We start from the raw sequence: 18,961 nt of genomic DNA on the forward strand, positions 1-18,961 counted from the left end.
CATGGGAGAGGAGCGCTGTCATTAATGAATTCTTTTTATGTATTCAGCGGCAAAAAGATCAAAAGGTTCATCTATATCTTCGCCGCTGTGCTTCTTGCTGCTGGAGTTGTCTATGTCGAGAGGGGTAATATCACCGTTTTTTCTGAGGCTGGACCTTCTGCCATTTACAGTGTGCCAACAGAGAAGAAGCTGATTGCTCTAACCTTCGATATTAGCTGGGGGGAAAAGAGACCCGAACCAATTTTGAAGGTACTTGAAGACAAGAAAGTGGACAAAGCCACCTTCTTCCTATCGTCACCATGGAGTAAGACTCACCCGGATATTGTAACAAGCATCAAAAACGCAGGATTCGAAATTGGCAGTCATGGCCATAAACACGTCAATTACAGCACTCTAAGTAACGAAGAGATTCGCACTCAGATCACAACGGCTCACACTGTGCTTACAGAATTAACCGGTAAAGAACCAAATTTAATTCGTATGCCTAATGGTGATTTTGACAAAAGAGTTCTGCAAGTGGCCAATGATCTTGGTTACAAAGTCATCCAGTGGGACACAGACTCTCTAGACTGGAAGAACATAGGTGTAGACAATATCGTGAAGCGTGTAACGACTAAAGCACATCCTGGTGATATCGTTCTACTACATGCCAGTGATTCCTGCAAACAAACTCACGAAGCTCTTCCGCAAATTATCGATGAGCTCCGCAGACAAGGTTATGAATTCGTTACCGTCTCTGAGCTGATCAGCCAAAGCAACGCAGAGGGTAAAGAGGTCCGTGACTCAGCCTCACTAAATAGTGCCTTAGAGGATGCTGCTGGGCTGTAACGCTCCTCCCAATCTTAGGTACCGCAATAGATGTTGGTCTTATCCAAATATTAATGACGCGGAGAAATGAGCTCCGATATGTCGGGTGTGGGGGTATTCAGCTTCGGATAGCTCAGATCCAGACTCTCCAGTGTCTTTACAACGATGGATAAGGCCAAATAGTTGCGGTACCATTGATGATTGGCTGGTATCCAGTACCAGGGTGCTTTATCAATACTAGACTCCTTAAAAACATCTACATATGCCTCTTGGTAATCATCCCAAAACTCCCGCTCCTGTAGATCACTTGCGTCGAATTTCCAGTGTTTTTTGGGATCTTCAAGCCGTTCTTTGATTTTCTTAAGCTGCTTTTCTTTTGAAATATGCAGAAAAAGCTTGATAATTGTCGTTCCCTCTTCCACCAGCATCTCCTCAAACTGCCGTATGTAACGAAAGCGGCGCTTCAAGTCATCCTTTTTCAGTCCCCCATGTACCCGCGGTACCAATACATCTTCATAGTGTGAGCGGTTAAATGCAGAGATGTAGCCTTTAGGGGGTGTCTTTTGATGCACTCTCCATAAGAAATCGTGAGCCTCTTCCTCCAGAGAAGGTTTCTTGAAGCTGGTCACTATAAAGCCTTGTGGATTAATCCCTGAAAAAATATGTTTAACTGTTCCATCCTTACCGCTGGAATCCATCCCTTGCAGAATTACGAGCAGTGAATGCTTTTTCTGTGCAAAAAGAATATCTTGAAGCTCTGCCAACCGTTCCTTTAACTGCTCTGTTTTGGCTTCTGCTTCTTTTTTTGATTTAAAGTTACCTGTATCGTCCGGGTCCAGCTTGTTAAGCTGGATTTCATTTGTGTCTTTTATCATATAGCGCTTGATGTCCATATATTCCCCTCCTAAAAGTTTTGTGAGCGTTGCTACACTTGTATTACTTCGTACAAAACTCGCTTCGGAAGCATACGCTTAGTTTTGTGAGCGTTGCTACACACAAAGAATCCGCTCTATTGTTCTTTAAGATTAACCTCCTCCAGCGGATTTTAATCGTTAGGATACATTCTAGAGCAAAAAACCCCGTCTTCTGAAGGCCAGAGCACGGGGTTCATGATTTGCTGAATTCGCCCCAGCCTTTATCCGGCTGCCGGCTTGAGAATACGGTGAAGCATCAAAATTTGGAATGCATTACAGGCGATGAGCGGAACAACAATAAACACTGTCGCACTATCAACACCTATACGGAGCACGCCGATAATTTCCACAATTGAAATAGCTGTCATAAAAAAGAGGGTTGGAATCCAAGCTGAGATGTTTGTACTTTTCACTTTGAAATAAGACACAATAATGGCAGCTAACAAAATAAAGATTCCTAGTATTAGATCAGACAAAACACTTCTTTCCCCGCCAACGACGGTACGCAAAAAAATCAGTTCAAGCAATGCGAGCACAGAAAGCACCAGTTGTATGTATTTCCAAATTTTCGGCGGGAAAACACCATTGCCCATGTAATTCAAAATTAGATAAGCAAAAAAACCAAGTTGCGCATAAACACTGACAAGCATACCGTAGCCGAATAGTATCAGCGGGTATAAAAAGAAATCAGCGACACTTTTGAAATCAATTCGACCGTTCACGAATTGCAGTGCCAGACCTGTAATTACTGCTCCGCCCGCTCCTATTAGAAGGGTTGTCCAAAATAAATAAAACCATTTTTTTATACTCAGCCACTTCACCTCCCCTATGTCAGATTTATTTTACCAAGGATACCGACAAAACACCATTACATCAGCAACATAAATGTGTGTTAATGCGGCATAATACAACTGGAGAATCCTAATAAAGGAGGGCAGCGCCAATGAAATGGAGATTTATCGGATCTGTGGGTTTGGCTTTAAGCTTTGTTATGGCCTTAACGGCTTGCGGAAGTGAGCAGAGCAGTTCTTCTTCTGGTCAGGGCAGTTATAAAGAAATGAAGACCATGGTTATTGATATATTAAAAAGTGAAGATGGAAAAAAAGCGGTTGAGGAATCATTATCAAATTCCAGTTCTGGAGGCACCAGCGGAATGAGTATGAAAATGATGCCACTTCAAACAACAGAGGAGATAAAAACCGCTGTTAAAGATACCCTCACTGCACCAGAATATCAAAAGGAAATCGAGAAAATTATGACTGATCCCAAATTCGCAGGTGATTTTGCTAAAGCCATTCAATCACAAAGCAAAGAATTACACCTGCAACTAATTAAAGATCCCACATATCAAAAATCCGTCGAGGAAATCATGAAGTCTCCAGAAATGATGACCATGTTTCTTAATCTCACCAAAACACCTGACTACCGAAAGCAATCCATGAAGACCATCCAGGAATCTATGCAGACTCCATTATTCCGGATGGAGGTATTGAATTTACTTAAAAAGGTCGTTCAGGACGAGCTCGAACCGAAGGAACAGAAAAAGGGCGGCGACAGCGGCGGTAAGCAGGAAGGCAGCGGCAGCGGTGGTGAAAGTGGCAGCGGTAGCGGCGATGATTCAAGCACGTAACAAAAAAGAGGCCTTATCCCACCTAACAAAGTGGGACGGCCTCTTTTTATGCACAATAATTAGTGCTCATATTTCGCAATCAGCTTATCGGCGATATCAGCAAACAACAACGCAGTTGCTGTGTCTTCCTTGTATACGGAAGGTGAGAAATCCGGTTCAGAAATATGGTTGTCCGGTGCGCCCAATGGAACTTGTGCAAGCAGCTCCGTATGGAGTGTCTCCGCAAGCCGAGCGCCTCCGCCTCTGCCAAAAATATAATCTTTTTTACCGCAGTCTTTACACTCATAATAAGCCATGTTCTCAATGACCCCAATAATCTCATGTTCTGTCTGCAGAGCCATAGAGCCCGCTCTAGCCGCCACAAACGCTGCGGTAGCATGAGGGGTAGTAACAATAATCTCTTTGCTGTGAGGGAGCATCTGATGTACGTCAAGCGCCACATCACCTGTACCTGGAGGAAGATCAAGCAACATATAATCAAGTTCTCCCCAGCCCACATCACCGAAGAATTGGCGCAGCATTTTGCCAAGCATAGGTCCCCGCCAAATTACCGGACTATTCTCACGGATAAAGAAGCCCATAGACATGACCTTCACTCCGAAACGTTCCACAGGAATAATGATTCCCTCTTCTACAACGGGTCCCTCTTCGATTCCCATCATATCAGGGATGCTAAACCCATAAATGTCCGCATCAATCAATCCAACCTTTTTACCTTTTCTAGCCAAAGCTACTGCCAAATTCACAGTAACCGTAGACTTTCCAACACCGCCTTTACCACTGGCAATGGCGATAAAGTTAACACCAGAGTTCTCATTGATTAATTCATGATCGTCAAGGCCTGCTGCATGCCCCTTAAGTTTTCCCGGTTCATCAGCCAATGGCTCTTCCCCAGCACTCTCTCCGCGTAGCAGAGCACGTTCATAATCGGTTGCATCACGCAGCCGGATATGTACATTAGTGACTCCACCCGCCTCAAGTAACTCACGAACCCGTTGTTCTAGGTCCATGCGACTTTGCTCTTCAGGATCCAGACATACGATTGACAAAGAAATACGATCTTCTTTAATCATAATGTCACGGATCAGCTGTAGTTCCACAAGGCTTTTTCCGGTTTCCGGGTCTGTTATTGACTGCAGTATTTCCTGGATATGTTCCCTAGTCAGCATGGAAAGCACCTCTGTTTCCTTTCCGGAGGAGAATTCTTCCGGAGTTTTTGTCTATTATAGCATTACCCATCTCCTGATGAGTAGTCCCGGCTACTCGGAAGCATAACGAAGAATGCCACGATATATACTAGTCGCTACCTTGCGTTGATAAACATCATCTCCGAGCAGAACTGATTCCTGAGGGTGCGACAAAAAACCGACCTCTACAAGGATCGCAGGTATTTTTAATGCTTTTAGTAGATAAACAGTATTTACAGTCTTAGCTACACGATCAGTATTCTCCAGAGTAGTCTTCAGCTCACTCTGTACAAACTCTGCGATAGCTTTATTATCCTTGTGATTGGGATAGTAAAAGGTCTGCGCCCCGCTCCATCGGTTCGAAGGCACGCTGTTCATGTGAACGCTTATAAAAAGATCTGCGCCCTTCTCTTCAATGCTTCTTACTCTTTGCTTAAGATCTTCAGTCTTGCGCTTAGAATAGCCCTTAGTGCCCTCCTGAGCCAAATCATAATCCCCTTCACGGGTCATCACAACAATAGCCCCTGCCTGTTGCAGGTAATCACGTAAATAAAGAGAGACCGCGAGATTAATGTCTTTCTCAATTAGCCCTTCCCGGCTAACTGCCCCTCCATCTGCTCCCCCATGTCCAGCGTCGATAGCGATCACTTTACCAGACAAAGGAAGACTCCAATAGTTTAACGTTTTGGCAGTAGGCATGTCATACGCTATAATGCCGATCATTATAGCCAGCAGTGTCGCGCCCAGCATACATTTTTTGATACTGCTCCATGAGATCCAGACCGAGACTTTACTGTGTTTTCGGCCAGACATAACAAAGACCCCCTCGTCCCGATAGATAATACTCATCTATATGGGACAAGAAGGCCAAATAGTACTAGCTAACGATGATTAAGCTGTTACTTCTTGAGTCATGCCTTCAATTAGAATCTGCGCAACCTCAGGTCGCGTAAATTCAGGAGGCGGACATTGACCCTCCCGAAGCAAAGCCCGTACCTTTGTACCCGACAAAGTCATATGATCGTCGCCAGGATGCGGGCAGGTTTTACTGGAAGCCATATTTCCGCATTTTTTACAGAAGAAGCTGTGTTCAAAAAATAATGGAGTAATATCAAGTTCCTCAGCGGTAAAATTCGCGAAAATTTCTTGCGCTTCATAAGTTCCGTAGTAATCACCTACGCCCGCATGGTCACGTCCGACAATAAAATGGGTGCAGCCGTAATTTTTGCGAACCATAGCATGAAAAATCGCTTCTCTCGGACCTGCATAACGCATGGCCGCCGGGAAAACACCTAGAAAGGTACGATCCTCAGGATAATAATTCTCCAAAAGCGCCAGGTAGCTCTTCATTCGTACATTTGCCGGTACATCATCAGACTTCGTCTCACCCACTAGCGGGTTTAAGAACAGAGCGTCTACAACCTCCATAGCGCACTTCTGAATATATTCATGTGCACGATGAACTGGGTTACGCGTCTGGAAGCCTACAACTGTTCTCCAGCCCTTGTCTGCAAATATCTTACGTGTAGCTGAAGGGTCAAAATAAAATTCTCCGAACTTTTCTGGCTGTGGTCTATTCAGCACTGTAATTGATCCTCCTACATAGGTAGCCGGGCGGGCCAACAGCTTACTTACTCCTGGATGTTCAGGGTCTGTTGTTTTGAATACATTTTGCGCTTCAAGGTTTTGATCAACCGTATAAATACTCTCAATATCCAATAAACCGTAGATCTCGCCATCCTCTTCACCGATTAGAGATACTTTGTCTCCAATAGCTAAACCAGAGGCCACATCCTCTTCTACAGCAAGTGTTATTGGAATGCTCCACACTGTGCCATCTGCTAAACGCATGTTTTTGACTACGGAATGATAATCTTGTTCATTCAAAAATCCAGTCAGTGGAGAAAATGCACCTACCGCTATTAGATCCAAATCAGATAAAGTCCAGGTGTTCACGGCAATCGCCTTATATTCACGTGCAAGCTGCAGCAATTCTTCTCTTTCTGTACCCACTACTACACGGTTAACTAATGTTCCGCCATGCGGACGTATTGAAGTCATTATCGTCTCTCCTTCTGGGTTCTCACGGGGATAGGTCTTACTTGTGTAATCCGCACTCAGTCTTCTCTGATCCAGCCCAACGTCCAGCACGCGGATCTTCACCAGGCATAACCTGACGCGTACATTGCTCACAGCCGATACTTGGATAGTTACGGTCATGTAGAGGGTTATAAATTACATCATTTTCACGAATATAGTTCCATACATCCTCGGTTGTCCAATCCGCGATTGGATTAAACTTAACCAAACCAAATTTATAATCATACTCAACCTTTTTGGCATTAGCACGGGTAGGCGCTTGGTCACGACGAATGCCTGTAATCCAAGCTTCATATTGAGATAGGATACGAGTCAGCGGCTCTACTTTACGAATCCCACAACATTGGTTAGGATCTACTGTCCATAACGCATCACCGTGTTGAAGTGCTTGCTCCTGCGGAGTGATTTGTGGAGACACTCGTACGAACTCCAGCCCGTATTTATCCGCCATCAAATCTCTGGTCTCATAGGTTTCCTTAAAATGATAATCTGTATCGAGATAAAAGACGTCTGTAGACGGACTAACTTTGTGAAGCATATCAACTAGCACTACATCTTCGGCACCAAAGCTGCAGGCAAAAGTAATGTTAGGAAATGTTTCTACAGCCCAGCGGATAATTTCCTCGGGTGAAGCAGTTTCTAATTCTTCGGCCTTAACTTTGATTAAATCCTCTTTCTCGAGCAGGTTCATTAAGGTATTCCTCCATCCAAAATATTAATCGTATGAATAAATGAGGTAAAAGAAGTAATAAAACCAACTAATTCTATATGAAATAGTATATAACTTTTACTGAGGAAGTCAATGCGTTTCAACCGTTAGAATTAGTAAATAGATGCAAAAAAAGCCCATTTCTTGTGGAAAGGGGCAATAAAAAATAAAACCCTCGGCCATAAGGCCAAGGGTTGAATTCTGTAGATATTAACGTTTCGAGAACTGAGGCGCACGACGTGCAGCCTTCAAGCCGTATTTCTTACGTTCTTAAATAATCACTTCCTATTAGTTCAGATTTCCGCATATAATAGGAAGTTTCTCGTTTTCAGTTCCTATTAATTCCGATTAGTTCAGATACAAATATGGTCAAAATATGGTCGCGGACTCAGGCATAAAAAGCTGGGTCCTCCACTTTCAAAATATCTCGGAATGGTATCTTCACAATATCATTATACCCCCGACTGATATGAATTTGTTATTTGTCACCATCCAACTTTCTGGTTATGCTAAGCCAGTGTTGGTGATACGGAAGAAGCCATATAGACAAGAAGAAGTTATTCGATTATTAAATACGTGTTATTTATACGTTGACACGTGTTTTTTATACGTGTATAATAGAAGTATAAGGAGGGTTGAGATGAAGGTTTACAGTTCAAGGGAAATTATAAAAATTATCGAAGGAGACGGATGGTACTTAGTCGGAGTACATGGAAGTCATCATTACTACAAACATCCAAGTAAGCCCGGTAAAATAACGGTGCCGCATCCTAGAAGCAGCTTTCCTCCCAAGACACAAAAGAGTATTCTTAAATCAGCAGGGTTGTAGGGGCGCAAGCCCCTCTCCCCCAAGGAGGTTAATATAAATGAGTAAGAAAGATGTTTATCGCTACTGGGCGTTGCTAGACACAGCAGACGAAGGAATATCTGTTCGTTTTCCTGATTTGCCTGGATGCCTGACGGCTGGGGACACTGCCGAAGAAGCATACGCTGCAGCGCGGGAAGCCTTAGAGGGTTTTTTGTATGTGATGGAGCAAGACGGGGATTCTATTCCCGATCCGTCCACACTGGACATAATCTTAAAGCAGGCAGAAGCTGGAGAGGCTGCTTTGGACGTAATGGTATGGATGCCTACTGTTAGAGCGGCTATGGAGTCCAAAGCTATCAAGAAGACGCTGACCGTGCCTAAGTGGCTGAATGATGAAGCTGAGCGGCAACACCTTAATTTCAGCCAGGTTTTGCAAGAAGGATTGAAGCATAGTCTCGGAATTGAGAAGCGCTCATAAAACCGCCTGATGATGGGCGGAGGGGAACCGACTGAAATCATTTTGCATTACGGAGCAGGTGGTCGCGGGAATCCCTAGGGGCTATCTTTACAAGGATAGTCTCCGTATTGATTTAAAATAAAAATCCCCTGCCGTATAATAGCAGGGGATTTTTATTAATACTTTATTTCATTAGCATTGCCATTTGCCGATCCAATAACATAATACTATCTGCATATCCGTCATCATTGAACATAGCTGAAATTACATAGACTTTTGTGTTATCATCAGACTTCTTTGACGATTCTTTTAAAAACTGCTTACTGATTGAATCGTAAACATAATCTAAGTTTTTTTCATAATCGCCTTGATGTTGATCTCCATAAACTTCTTTGATTTCATCTTTCAGCATTCCAATTTTTAAACCACTAACCGTTTCATAAGCATCGGCTGATTCATCGGTTAAAGAAATGCCTGCTACTTTATCATTTCGATACATAATTCTCACACCAGAATTGTACGTGAATGAATCGCCAATAGTCATCTTCTCGCCTTTACCCAGAACCTTTTCAGAATCAGCGCGACTCATCCCATACTTAATAACTGCTTTCTGGTCATCTACCTTTACTATCGCTAGGTCATCAACGGTAAGCCCACTTTTTGAAGATCCGCAAGCAGTTAATAGAATTAAAAACAATAGAACAAATACACCTCGGCGCATCTTTATCCCCCTCATCACTTTCCTAAAGTTTACCATGTCCCAATTAACAAAAAAAGAACTACCAAACAATATATAGTTTAATAGGCTTTGTCATAATCCCAAACGCTTGGGAATTTTCTATGTATTAGCACCTACAACATCCTCTATTTTAATCCAGTCGTAACCTTCCTAGTACTTAGTCCAGTATTCGATGTTGCTACCATTAATGCCCCACTGGATATCCCGTGGCACTGACTCACATCTTTTAAACCGTGGGTCAGGGCGTTCCCATCCCTCTATTATGATCGCTGTCTCAGGCGGTGTGTTTGGATTCCACTCGATGTAATTTTCCTCAACCAGTTCCCGTAAAGCTGCTTTTATAGGGACTGGCATACGTCCACTGAGCCGTTCTAACTCCGGTAAACTTGGCATATGAGCGTGATGATTTGCTGAGTGGGTCATTATCATTAATAATTTACGTGCAGTATCACTAAGCATATTCACCCTCCAAAAATAAGAACATTTGTTTGTATTATATGCGCTTAATGGATTTTTAATCAATGGTTTATTCTTACAAAAATAAAAAAGCACCCCGTCGAGGACTTAATCTGGGCGGGGCTTTTACACTATAACATTATTGATAGCCTTGAATTCTATCTTCTATTATTTTGTAGTATTCTGGATCAATCTCAAAACCCTTAATCTGTCTGCCCATCGACAATGCAGCAACTGGTACTGGACCACTACCACAGAAGAAATCGACGACAACCTCTCCTTCATTGCTACTGTTGCCAATAAGATGTTCCATGAGCTCGGTCGGCTTCTCTGTTGGATGGATAGTCTTATTTCCTGAAATTCGCGGCACCCTGATAATATCGGTTGCTTTCCTTGTGCCTATCCGTCTTACCTTATTCTTGCCTTTGACAGCAAACAAGATAAACTCATGGCGATACCGATACTGCCACCCCATGCCCATATATGCCTTATCCCAAACTATCGTATTCTTAATTGTGAATCCAACTTTCTCCGCCCACAGAGCCATAAGGGGATACATTCGCCAGTCAATGAAAATATAAATATGTCTTCCTGGTTTAAGAACCCGATACGCCTCTTTGAGCCACTGAAACGTGAAGCGTTGATATTCTCTGGCAGATAATTTGTCATTCGCAATGATTGAGAATCTCGGTTTCTTTGACTTGGTGAATGATGTCCCCCCGAAGCCAAGATTATATGGTGGATCTGTAATAATAAGATCAACGCTATTATCTTCTAAATATTGTTTTGCACCACTGATGCAGTCTAAGTTGTAAATCATAAAGTCACCTCATTATTTTATTGGAAACATATGTTCTAAATTTGGGTAAAAAAAACATCCACTAGCCAAAGCCAGTGGACATATTCGTAAGCGTTTGGAAATTTATAAGCTTTTGTTCTTTACTTTTTGGAAACAATAAACGAAAGCCATGCAAGCTCAGATGTCGTCAGCGTCTTTTTATCAATCTTATTTAACCAAGATGTGTCATTGATCTTCCCTTCGTCTAGCAATGCCTTAACCTGAACACGCAACGTGCTCCACTGATAAGTAGTCAGTTCCAATTTGTCGTCCTCCTTGACCGCCTCTACGGTCTTATTGAATAGGTCCAACTCAGCCTTGCGACGACGCACCAACCCCGCCAGTACGTTACCTCCACCCTTGTTATACTTAGCGATGTTTTGAGTGATCTCTGTTATCGTCCGACCAACACAAAGCTTTTTTAAACTGCCGTTTCCGCAGTTGTAGCAGAAGCTCACCAGAGCATCAAATTGGTTTTGATTAAGCTGCGCTGTAACCGGCACATAGTCCGGATCATTAACATACGATTCGTACTTTGTTAGATCGGAAATAAGCATACTGTCAGCCTGTGCCTGCGTGATGGTCATACCTGCTTTAACATCTGGACCATAGTGACCCCATCCGATTGTCCAGTATGTTTCAGTAGGCACAGGTTTGTACGCCGTGAGACGGCAGCCCTCAAAAGACTTGATAAGGGAAATTCCCACTTGCGAAATTTTACGACTCATTACTCATCACCCGCTTTACGAGACTGCTTGACCAGTTGGTTACCATATACAGCTACAGCACCACATAGGATGCCTTGTATAAAGCTTGTAATGACAAACCCTAACATCAGTACAGCAAATACGATGGCCATCAGCGTAACGATGTATACAATACTCCAATCTGGCACTTTCGGCGTTTTTTTCAAAACATAGCCTATGATCCAACAAGTTACAACGACAGCCATTAATTCGGGATTAATAAACTCCATAACTGCATTCCATTCCATTACAAATCACCTCTTCTATTTTCTTCAAATCGGTCAAGCCGCTTGTGATACGATTTAGAAGCCTCTTCAATACGCGTTACACGCTCTGAAAGTAAATCAAATCTCTGCCCCTGGGCTCGCTGCTCTAAACGCATATCATCCACGCCCCGTTTGATATACTCAACGTCAGTACGAAGTGACGCACCATTACCAGCCTCTTGTGCAACATCCTTTTTAAATGCTTGGGTTTTCCCCGTCCAGCCCAAGACAACCCCACTTACTGCCGCAATCATTGCTACGATTGTTGTAGGCTCCACTCCCGTTTCCCCCTCAATATAAATAGCCCCCGGGAATCCCGAGGGCAAAATAAAAACGCCTACTATGTGGCGCTAGCAATTTAATCTATTCTTTTAGCTCTGCTGCAACATCCTCACGGATAATCTCCGGTACTTGCTCTAACTTCTTAAGTCCTTTACGGATCAAGCTTGCATATATTTTAGCCATTATCTATTTCACCTCCCACTACAGGTTCTGTAGGTGCTACGGGTTGTCCGGCAAGTACTAGCTCATAAAGCTCTGTGAGCGCCAATTGTGCGTCTGCCGCCTCTTGTTTGGCAGTCTGTAACTCTTCATAATTTTCTGTAAGAGCAAGCTGCGCTTCTTGCAATTGGGTTTCAGTTTGATCAAGTCTTTCCAAGGTCTCTACAAGCTTCTTATTGGTTTGTTCTAGCTCCTGAACCGTTTTAGCATTTTCCCCCTCTACCATTTCGATTCGTTTAATTAACACCTCTGCCGGCACTTCCCCAGGATAGGTAAACTCTAAATCCTCCGTATCAGGATTAACGCGGTAGCCATTGCACTCAGCAAACTCTCGGCGAAACTGACCATATTTGAGCTTTACTACCCCAATAGTATCGCGGACCCGTTCAGCCAGTGCCTTATATGTTGCAAAGTCCTGATCCTCGGTTGTCTCCACTACCAACCTACCTACCTGTTCACCCGTATTTACTACCACGTTTCCTGTTGCTTTTTCAAAGTATATTTTCATTCCGATTTCCATCATAATCCCTCCTATAAAGTATCTGGCGGTTTTCTACTGTATTGCAATCCATGTATAGGGATAGTATCCGTTTATGACTGGTAGTTTAAAACCCGTACTGTTCACGTATACAGGTGATGCCTCTCTAAATATGTGTAATTCTGGATTACTCGTTGTTCTTGCTCCTAGTGTTGTTATTCTGTAGTTAACATCCATCCTAGCATCGTATACGATATGATCCTTGTTTGTGTTATTTAAATTCCCGTTCTTTACAATAATCACGGTGGGCTTGAAAGTTAGTCCCGAAACGATTAGTGATGCGGCTATAACTGTGCTACCATCAGCCCTTGTGTACGTCTCAAGACCACCAGATTCAATCGTGCCGGAGGCAACTTGTGGTAGTCCAGCAGAATTCAGTTGAGCTACAGTCACTTTTATTTCTCCAGCACCCATCCCACCTTTTCTATAACCTTCCAGTGGGTAGACAGCTAGATCACCGTTTCCCCATCTCCCCACACCCGAAGCTACATCAACCCCAGCTATAACAGGCATAGTCCCTTGTTTTCCGAACATCGTTCTGTCACTTCTCCAATTGCTAGGGTCTGCTAAGTTACCGTCATATGAATGGATAGAAGACGTTGTATTATAATACCCTTCCGGTGTATTTAAATATAAATCCCCACCGACCAAAGTAGTCCCTGCGGCATCCTTAGCAATACTACGATTATCAGGCATTGTCCCGTTCACCAGTCCGTTATCTGTGCCTATCGTTTTTCCCGCCAGGACTTCCGCTGCTGTAGCTGTTCCATATTCACCCCCTTCACCCTGTAAGATAAAAGCCGTTCCATCGTATACAACCGTATAGACACCACCAAGAGCCAAAGGCGGGTTATTGCCATTTGGCTTTTTGATAGATTTAGCGCCCAGACCATTTACATTGAGTGTAACCGGACCTGTTGTAGCTGCATGTGCTTTAATGGTTACGCGTAAACCCGCTGTCAAGGCTGCAACTGCCGGATTAAAAGTAGCCACCAGTGTTGGAGCAGTACCAGAGGTAACAGCATAGGAAAGTGTACCTTGCGTTATCTGTGCAGCAGAATATCCACCTACTGAGTCAGCATTCCCCCATTTTATTGGCGTTGAAAGAGCGTTTGTGATTCCTGACTCGTCTGTAGTAATATCGACGTACCAGCTACCGCCTAAAGTATTTGCGCCACTTGCAGAAGCTAATACTTCTGTCACCTCTATAGATGGATATTGCCAAGCAGTAGTTGTATTACCCAAGAGGATACAGCACTTACCACCTTCGTATGCGAAACGCACTGAGGAAAAAGGTAAACTTGTCCCATTCATAGTTGTCACAGAAGCAGAAAGCATAGTCCACCCAGTAGTAAAGTTGTACCCACCGAGGGTAATCTCCCACGCCCCACGTGAGGAGTAATCATATCCAGTTATCTTGATATGCATCATAGCCGATGTCCAACCGACTGGAAGTTTTATCTTTAACGTACCCACGTAGTTAGCCGCACCCATAAAGTATGAAGCTACGTTTCCATACTTAGTAACGTTTGATCCATAAGATCTAATAGACATAGTCTCATTTGTGACAACATCTTTAAACACGGTAGGCTTTAGGAATGAACGTACAGGTACTGCTGGAACTGTAGTGTCTCCAGTAGAAATTGTACTTAGTGTAGCTTTCTCAAAGTTATCAGCATGGGTATTACCCGAGGCTAGTCCCTCTATATACACCTGAATATTGTTACCACTACCCGCGTTTAACTTAGAAATTCGTATGCGGTAGGACTGTGAACTAGAATCATAGAAAAGGTCAGATATAGCGTAATCAGCACTGATATACCCGATGGTCTCTACATACCTAGATTCCATACCATAAATTGTGCCAGCATTAGCTTGTCCCGTTACTGGTGACGCAGTATACACACTAATCCGTTTACGTAGTTGTCCAAAGGCTTGCTGGTAGCTAAATCCACCCGTCAAGACAATATCTATGTAGCCAGAAATCATATCAGGTATAACTATGTCTACCTTTTCGTTGGCTACGTTTTGTGTTGTGGCAAAAGCTCCTAGTTGCTTTCTGTAGAATCCGCCCGTTCTTAATTTGTTAGCAATTACTTTGTCCACGTTAATTGCGGCATTTGCGTCTAGACCCACATACCCATTAGCCACATTCTTTTTGTCTATGGTTTCTGGTGTCTTCCAAGGAGTCCAAGAAGTTGGCGTATACTTTGATCTACTGTATATAGTGCCTGTGGTAACTTCTATGACTTCCTGTTTTATATAGCTGCTGGAAAGGTCAGATGGATTAGTCGCGGACACAGTTAAGATCCCATATGCCACAGGAGAAGAATTTGTTGTTCCTGTAGGGTTGTAAATCATGTATACCCCGTTTTTTACTAGGGTATTATAATCTGTGTTATTAGATATATTGCCTCTGGTAGTAAATAAAGGTGCGTCATTGTTGCCCGTCCACAATGGAACCCATGCACTCCATACCGCCGCCGCATCTTTGTATCTTACGTGAGAACCACCGCTAGATTGAAGAATCATCTGCCATGTCCATGTATTTGCATTATTGTGTGTCTCTGCACCACTTACAAATACTAAGACTTGTCCCCACATACTAGCTGATGGCTTGTTAAGAGTAACTGGACTAATGGGGTATACTCCCGCCGTGAGCACTAGGTCTAAGTCTACAGCAGGGATAGTGTTAGCTCCACCCATAGAGTTGTACACATTGTTTCGTGGTACTCTGACAGATGCGTCTAGTCCTGCATACCCATTAGCTATCCCCTTAGAGCCTGATGTCTCTAGTTCATACCAAGAAGTCCAAGAACCATTATAGTAGTTTCTCGTATACGTTCTAGGTGACGCAGGAACACCAGATATTGAGTAGCAAATTAACTGTTGATTAAAACCTACTGACCCCGCTGTCTTAGTTACTCGCAACCCAAAGGCTAGACCTACTATTCCCGGAGGCATATTGAGAATCGTGGCGGCTATAGTGTTGGAGTCACAATGGTAGACACCCTCTCCAATGACATCATTTAGGTTAGTGTCTGTTACTAGTCTTGTTGCTAGTCTTGAGATATTATCTGGTATGTGCGCATCAAGTAATTTAGTATTTGCGTCTAGTCCAGCATATCCGTTAGCTATGTTCCGTTTATCACTAGTGACGGTAGATACCCAAGCACTCCATCCAGTACCTCCGTTTCTACTTCTTGTGTATACAGTACTTGTTATGATGTCTGTTAACTCTTGCTTGATGTAGTTTGTAGCGGCACTTGCCCTAAATACAAAAAGGATGCCGTAGGTTACTCCCGCAGGAGGAAGGTTAGTTAATCCCGAAGGCTGGTAAATGTCCCATACACCATTAGTAATAAGCGTGTTCAAATCCGTACTGTTTGGTACTATGGCTCTAGTCATAAATAGGGGTGCGTCATTATACCCTGTCCACGATGGAACCCATGCGCTCCACTCTTTTTCGTTTACTTTTCTCCGTACATATGTCGGACCTATTGTGCTAAAGAACATTTGCCATATCCAGTTAGTCGCGTTGTCGTGGCTATCTCCTGAACTGACATGAACTATAACTTGTCCATAGTTAGCTTCTGGAGCACCCGTAGCCGTATTAGTAACTGAGTACGTACCCGCCGTGTACAAAGTGTTAAGGTTGGTCGCTCCACCAGCCCCGCCTAAAGAACTGTAGGTGTTAACACGTGGAACCTTAGAGGTAGCGTCCATGGCAGCAACACCACTGGCAGCACCCTTTTCTGTCTTGGGAATAGATGCATTCTTGGCGTTACTCTCTGCTGCGTTCCAAGCAGTACGCTCTGAGGCTGTGATGTGCCTTGTAGTGTCGTCAACATGCGTCTTAGTTGCAGCTAGTGTTATGTCAGGTGTGTCGAATGGATTAGCTTTGCCTGTAATGGCTTTGAGATACTTAGTGATCCATGAGAACCACTGGGTGATGGAACCCTTTAAACCATAAGCAGTAGCTATAGCTGGGTCAGCTGTGCGATCACCTATAACGGTGTCAGTAGCTGCGCCTGCGGCTAGGCTGGCTGCTGTGAGCTTAGGACCATCACCTGCAGCTCCTGTGTGTTTATGTCCTCCGGATGCGTCAAACTTAGCGTTAAATTCAGATTCCCTTGTAAATACCAAAGAATCATCGATTGTAGCTGATACATTTGACGCTGTACCAATTACCACAATGCAGTCAATGGTCTTTTCGATTACATTACTACCTCCAACAGCAGGTATATATTCAGCATCGGTTCCCGCGTTAGTATAGCAATATAGGATTTCTCCCTCATCAGGATCTTGAGCAAACACACCAATTTCCCGGAAATAAAATCCTGTTGTTACGTCTTGATTTGATAGAACCGTACCAATGACAGCTTTGTTTGGTGGTTGCATTCTCAGTCGTGTTACAGGTAATGATTTTTTCTGATCAATAAGTCCATTAAGCAATAAAACAGACTGCCCACCTAGTTGACCACTCCCGACGGCAACCCTTGTGTAATTTAGCTTTGATCCGGCTTGGGCTTTTGACTGAAGCGTCCTGCCCTTGTTTGTTAGAGTAAAACTCCCAAATGCGCCCATTTATTCCCCTACTCTCATGATTTCGCCCATGTGCAAGGCTCCACCGAAATATAATTCTAAATCTTCTGTTTGCGAGATTGTAACCCGATCCAAAACCACTGAAAGACGTTTCACAGAATCCACCGCTTGAATGAACTCTTGAGCTCGGGCGTTTGTTACGTCAGCGTTATTGGTTATGACTTGAAAATGATAAGGTCGCCCTCCGTATTCAAACCATTCTTCTACACGCCCCTCACCAAAGAGCAGCTTAACTAGATCCTCAACAGCTCTAGGAGTCCCTTTCTTACGGTGAAATTGTATGGCTGTTCTAACCAGCTCACGCCGCTGTTCCAAAGGCAACTCCGGATCATAGTAAGGAGGCTTGTACTGCCACGCCAGTTCGTCAACTTCCTCGCTGCTCCATTCCTCAGATCGTCCGAGAATGTCTAACTTACGGATCTCCGATGTGGTCACCTGTAACTCTGTATCCAGTGCTGCGGCTGCAGCAGCAATAGCCGGATCGTTGGCGATACTCGGTGGCAGGATATCTCGCAAGCTTAGCTTATGGATATCAATCATCAACGAGCCCTCCATAGGTCAATGTCGTTATACCTTGCTGAGCAACTTGAGTAGCTGTCAGCGGTGTATAAACTGGTGCTGTGACATTTAACCTCAGCGCTCCGGCAGCCATGACGCGGGCAATCAACTCAGACGGGTTAATATGTCGCCCAAGCTTGGATCTTTGCCAGAGTTGATAAGCCTCCACCGCTGATGTAACTGCTGTCTGGATAGCTGTAACTTCTGACGCGCGGTTACGACTGATGTAGTAAGTCAATGTAGTGGTATAAGGTACAGATATCGGTGCTATGACTGTCACATGATCAGTCAAAGGTCTGATACCACGATCCTCTAGCGTCTCCGCCACAGTTTCGAGCATATCCTCTCCAGGAATTACACCATCAGCGAGTAAAGGAACAATTGTAACCTTGCCCTCAGACGGAGAATAAGCATGTACATCCAAGATGGCAGCTGATGCAGATTTTGCCCAAAACTCATAAGATCCTTGTGGACCAGCGGTACTATAGGATTCTGGTGCCGTTCGAATGCGTTCACGAAAGGCTTCGTCTGTTTCTGTTGCTGCTCCCCCACTGCTCTCGGTTGTGTTTGTAACGGATTGAACAAACGGTAAGGGATCCATCAAAACATTGACCTGCCCAGGCATGAATCCGTTGCCTGTCGTGCCTACCGTCGAACACTCGCCCGTCACCATACCAGTTGTAGCGCCTGCCGGAATCTCCAAATACTCGGTTGTTGCAAAATATATGGATCCATCACCGCCCTGCGCCCCTACTCTCGTCCCCGCAGGGATGGTTGTCACTGATGCCAACGGAATAGAGAGGGTAAAGCGCAAGTTAGTAATTGATGGAGCAGCATCCAACCGGATTAAACCAAAATCGGCACCTTTGTAGTCCAATACAATTCCGGTTGCATAACGCAACAAATTACCTTTGGATGTCCGGTTGATAAGTACTCGTTGCTGCACAATAACTGCTGCAAGCGAAGACAAAAAAAGCCTTACCGGATCGGCAGGCTGAAGAGTACTTTCAATTAAACCTTCGTACATAGTGATAATGTTTTGTTGTATGTCCGCCGCATCTTCAGCAACAAACTGTATCTCTGGTAGATCTACGTATTGCAC

General features: G+C 43.9%; 21 protein-coding genes and 1 pseudogene. 4 read left to right on the forward strand and 18 right to left on the reverse strand.

The window, feature by feature from the left end:
• The first annotated feature begins 24 nt into the window (after window positions 1-24).
• Entirely contained in the window at window positions 25-828 is an 804-nt protein-coding gene (gene pdaB / locus MKZ09_RS30030) for a polysaccharide deacetylase family sporulation protein PdaB (protein WP_036680629.1), read from the forward strand.
• 50 nt (window positions 829-878) lie between these two features.
• Here pdaB and MKZ09_RS30035 read toward each other — a convergent pair whose 3' ends face one another.
• Window positions 879-1,700 (reverse strand): PPK2 family polyphosphate kinase, encoded by an 822-nt coding sequence (locus MKZ09_RS30035; RefSeq protein ID WP_052097348.1) that lies wholly within the window; start codon window positions 1,698-1,700, stop codon window positions 879-881.
• A 242-nt stretch (window positions 1,701-1,942) separates the two neighbouring features.
• Complete coding sequence (locus MKZ09_RS30040; RefSeq protein WP_076208718.1) at window positions 1,943-2,533, reverse strand: KinB-signaling pathway activation protein; 591 nt, start codon at window positions 2,531-2,533, stop codon at window positions 1,943-1,945.
• Between the two features lie 131 nt (window positions 2,534-2,664).
• Between MKZ09_RS30040 and gerD the strand changes: the two genes are divergently transcribed.
• Window positions 2,665-3,351: a spore germination lipoprotein GerD gene (gene gerD, locus MKZ09_RS30045; RefSeq protein ID WP_076208717.1), complete on the forward strand. Its 687-nt coding sequence runs from the start codon at window positions 2,665-2,667 to the stop codon at window positions 3,349-3,351.
• Window positions 3,352-3,410: 59 nt separating this feature from the next.
• Here the strand turns inward: gerD and MKZ09_RS30050 are convergent, their stop codons facing one another.
• From MKZ09_RS30050 to rpsI, 5 genes and pseudogenes are all read right to left on the reverse strand, one after another.
• Complete coding sequence (locus MKZ09_RS30050) at window positions 3,411-4,520, reverse strand: Mrp/NBP35 family ATP-binding protein (protein ID WP_076138445.1); 1,110 nt, start codon at window positions 4,518-4,520, stop codon at window positions 3,411-3,413.
• A 90-nt stretch (window positions 4,521-4,610) separates the two neighbouring features.
• Window positions 4,611-5,351 carry an N-acetylmuramoyl-L-alanine amidase CwlD gene (gene cwlD, locus MKZ09_RS30055; protein WP_038573445.1) on the reverse strand — a complete coding sequence of 247 codons (741 nt, stop codon included), beginning with the start codon at window positions 5,349-5,351 and terminating at the stop codon, window positions 4,611-4,613.
• A 78-nt stretch (window positions 5,352-5,429) separates the two neighbouring features.
• Window positions 5,430-6,599 (reverse strand): sulfate adenylyltransferase, encoded by a 1,170-nt coding sequence (gene sat, locus MKZ09_RS30060; RefSeq protein WP_076208716.1) that lies wholly within the window; start codon window positions 6,597-6,599, stop codon window positions 5,430-5,432.
• Between the two features lie 37 nt (window positions 6,600-6,636).
• A complete protein-coding gene (locus MKZ09_RS30065) occupies window positions 6,637-7,329 on the reverse strand; it encodes a phosphoadenylyl-sulfate reductase (protein WP_036680616.1) in 693 nt (230 codons plus the stop codon).
• A gap of 228 nt (window positions 7,330-7,557) precedes the next feature.
• Window positions 7,558-7,617: pseudogene (rpsI, locus tag MKZ09_RS34555) on the reverse strand (30S ribosomal protein S9); the annotation flags it as partial.
• Between the two features lie 370 nt (window positions 7,618-7,987).
• Between rpsI and MKZ09_RS30070 the strand changes: the two are divergent.
• A complete protein-coding gene (locus tag MKZ09_RS30070) occupies window positions 7,988-8,176 on the forward strand; it encodes a type II toxin-antitoxin system HicA family toxin (protein ID WP_076106552.1) in 189 nt (62 codons plus the stop codon).
• Window positions 8,177-8,213: 37 nt separating this feature from the next.
• On the forward strand, window positions 8,214-8,633 hold the full coding sequence (locus MKZ09_RS30075) for a type II toxin-antitoxin system HicB family antitoxin (protein WP_076106554.1): 420 nt from the start codon (window positions 8,214-8,216) through the stop codon (window positions 8,631-8,633).
• 163 nt (window positions 8,634-8,796) lie between these two features.
• On the opposite strand, the gene MKZ09_RS30080 is transcribed toward MKZ09_RS30075, so the two are convergent.
• The 11 genes from MKZ09_RS30080 to MKZ09_RS30130 form a co-directional block, all read right to left on the reverse strand.
• Window positions 8,797-9,333, reverse strand: coding sequence for a hypothetical protein (locus tag MKZ09_RS30080; RefSeq protein ID WP_076106556.1), 537 nt, complete (start codon window positions 9,331-9,333; stop codon window positions 8,797-8,799).
• 168 nt (window positions 9,334-9,501) lie between these two features.
• Window positions 9,502-9,810 carry a hypothetical protein gene (locus MKZ09_RS30085; protein ID WP_076208715.1) on the reverse strand — a complete coding sequence of 103 codons (309 nt, stop codon included), beginning with the start codon at window positions 9,808-9,810 and terminating at the stop codon, window positions 9,502-9,504.
• Window positions 9,811-9,946: 136 nt separating this feature from the next.
• Window positions 9,947-10,627 (reverse strand): DNA-methyltransferase, encoded by a 681-nt coding sequence (locus tag MKZ09_RS30090; protein ID WP_076208714.1) that lies wholly within the window; start codon window positions 10,625-10,627, stop codon window positions 9,947-9,949.
• A 119-nt stretch (window positions 10,628-10,746) separates the two neighbouring features.
• Window positions 10,747-11,373 carry a lysozyme gene (locus MKZ09_RS30095; protein ID WP_341041636.1) on the reverse strand — a complete coding sequence of 209 codons (627 nt, stop codon included), beginning with the start codon at window positions 11,371-11,373 and terminating at the stop codon, window positions 10,747-10,749.
• Window positions 11,373-11,639, reverse strand: coding sequence for a phage holin family protein (locus tag MKZ09_RS30100; RefSeq protein ID WP_076208803.1), 267 nt, complete (start codon window positions 11,637-11,639; stop codon window positions 11,373-11,375). Before MKZ09_RS30100 ends, MKZ09_RS30095 begins: the two co-directional genes overlap by 1 nt.
• Window positions 11,639-11,935, reverse strand: a complete 297-nt coding sequence (locus MKZ09_RS30105; protein ID WP_076106565.1) for a hypothetical protein — start codon at window positions 11,933-11,935, stop codon at window positions 11,639-11,641. Before MKZ09_RS30105 ends, MKZ09_RS30100 begins: the two co-directional genes overlap by 1 nt.
• 85 nt (window positions 11,936-12,020) lie before the next feature.
• A complete protein-coding gene (locus tag MKZ09_RS30110) occupies window positions 12,021-12,122 on the reverse strand; it encodes a CD1375 family protein (RefSeq protein ID WP_218640545.1) in 102 nt (33 codons plus the stop codon).
• On the reverse strand, window positions 12,115-12,681 hold the full coding sequence (locus MKZ09_RS30115; protein ID WP_179089691.1) for a hypothetical protein: 567 nt from the start codon (window positions 12,679-12,681) through the stop codon (window positions 12,115-12,117). The genes MKZ09_RS30110 and MKZ09_RS30115 overlap by 8 nt, the downstream gene beginning before the upstream one ends.
• Window positions 12,682-12,711: 30 nt before the next feature.
• Window positions 12,712-17,283, reverse strand: coding sequence for a phage tail-collar fiber domain-containing protein (locus MKZ09_RS30120; protein ID WP_341041637.1), 4,572 nt, complete (start codon window positions 17,281-17,283; stop codon window positions 12,712-12,714).
• Entirely contained in the window at window positions 17,284-17,841 is a 558-nt protein-coding gene (locus tag MKZ09_RS30125; protein ID WP_076208787.1) for a phage tail protein I, read from the reverse strand.
• On the reverse strand, window positions 17,834-18,961 hold the full coding sequence (locus tag MKZ09_RS30130) for a baseplate assembly protein (RefSeq protein ID WP_076208786.1): 1,128 nt from the start codon (window positions 18,959-18,961) through the stop codon (window positions 17,834-17,836). The genes MKZ09_RS30125 and MKZ09_RS30130 overlap by 8 nt, the downstream gene beginning before the upstream one ends.

The organism is Paenibacillus sp. FSL R5-0908, from assembly GCF_038006245.1.
Lineage (GTDB): Bacteria > Bacillota > Bacilli > Paenibacillales > Paenibacillaceae > Paenibacillus_AQ > Paenibacillus_AQ odorifer.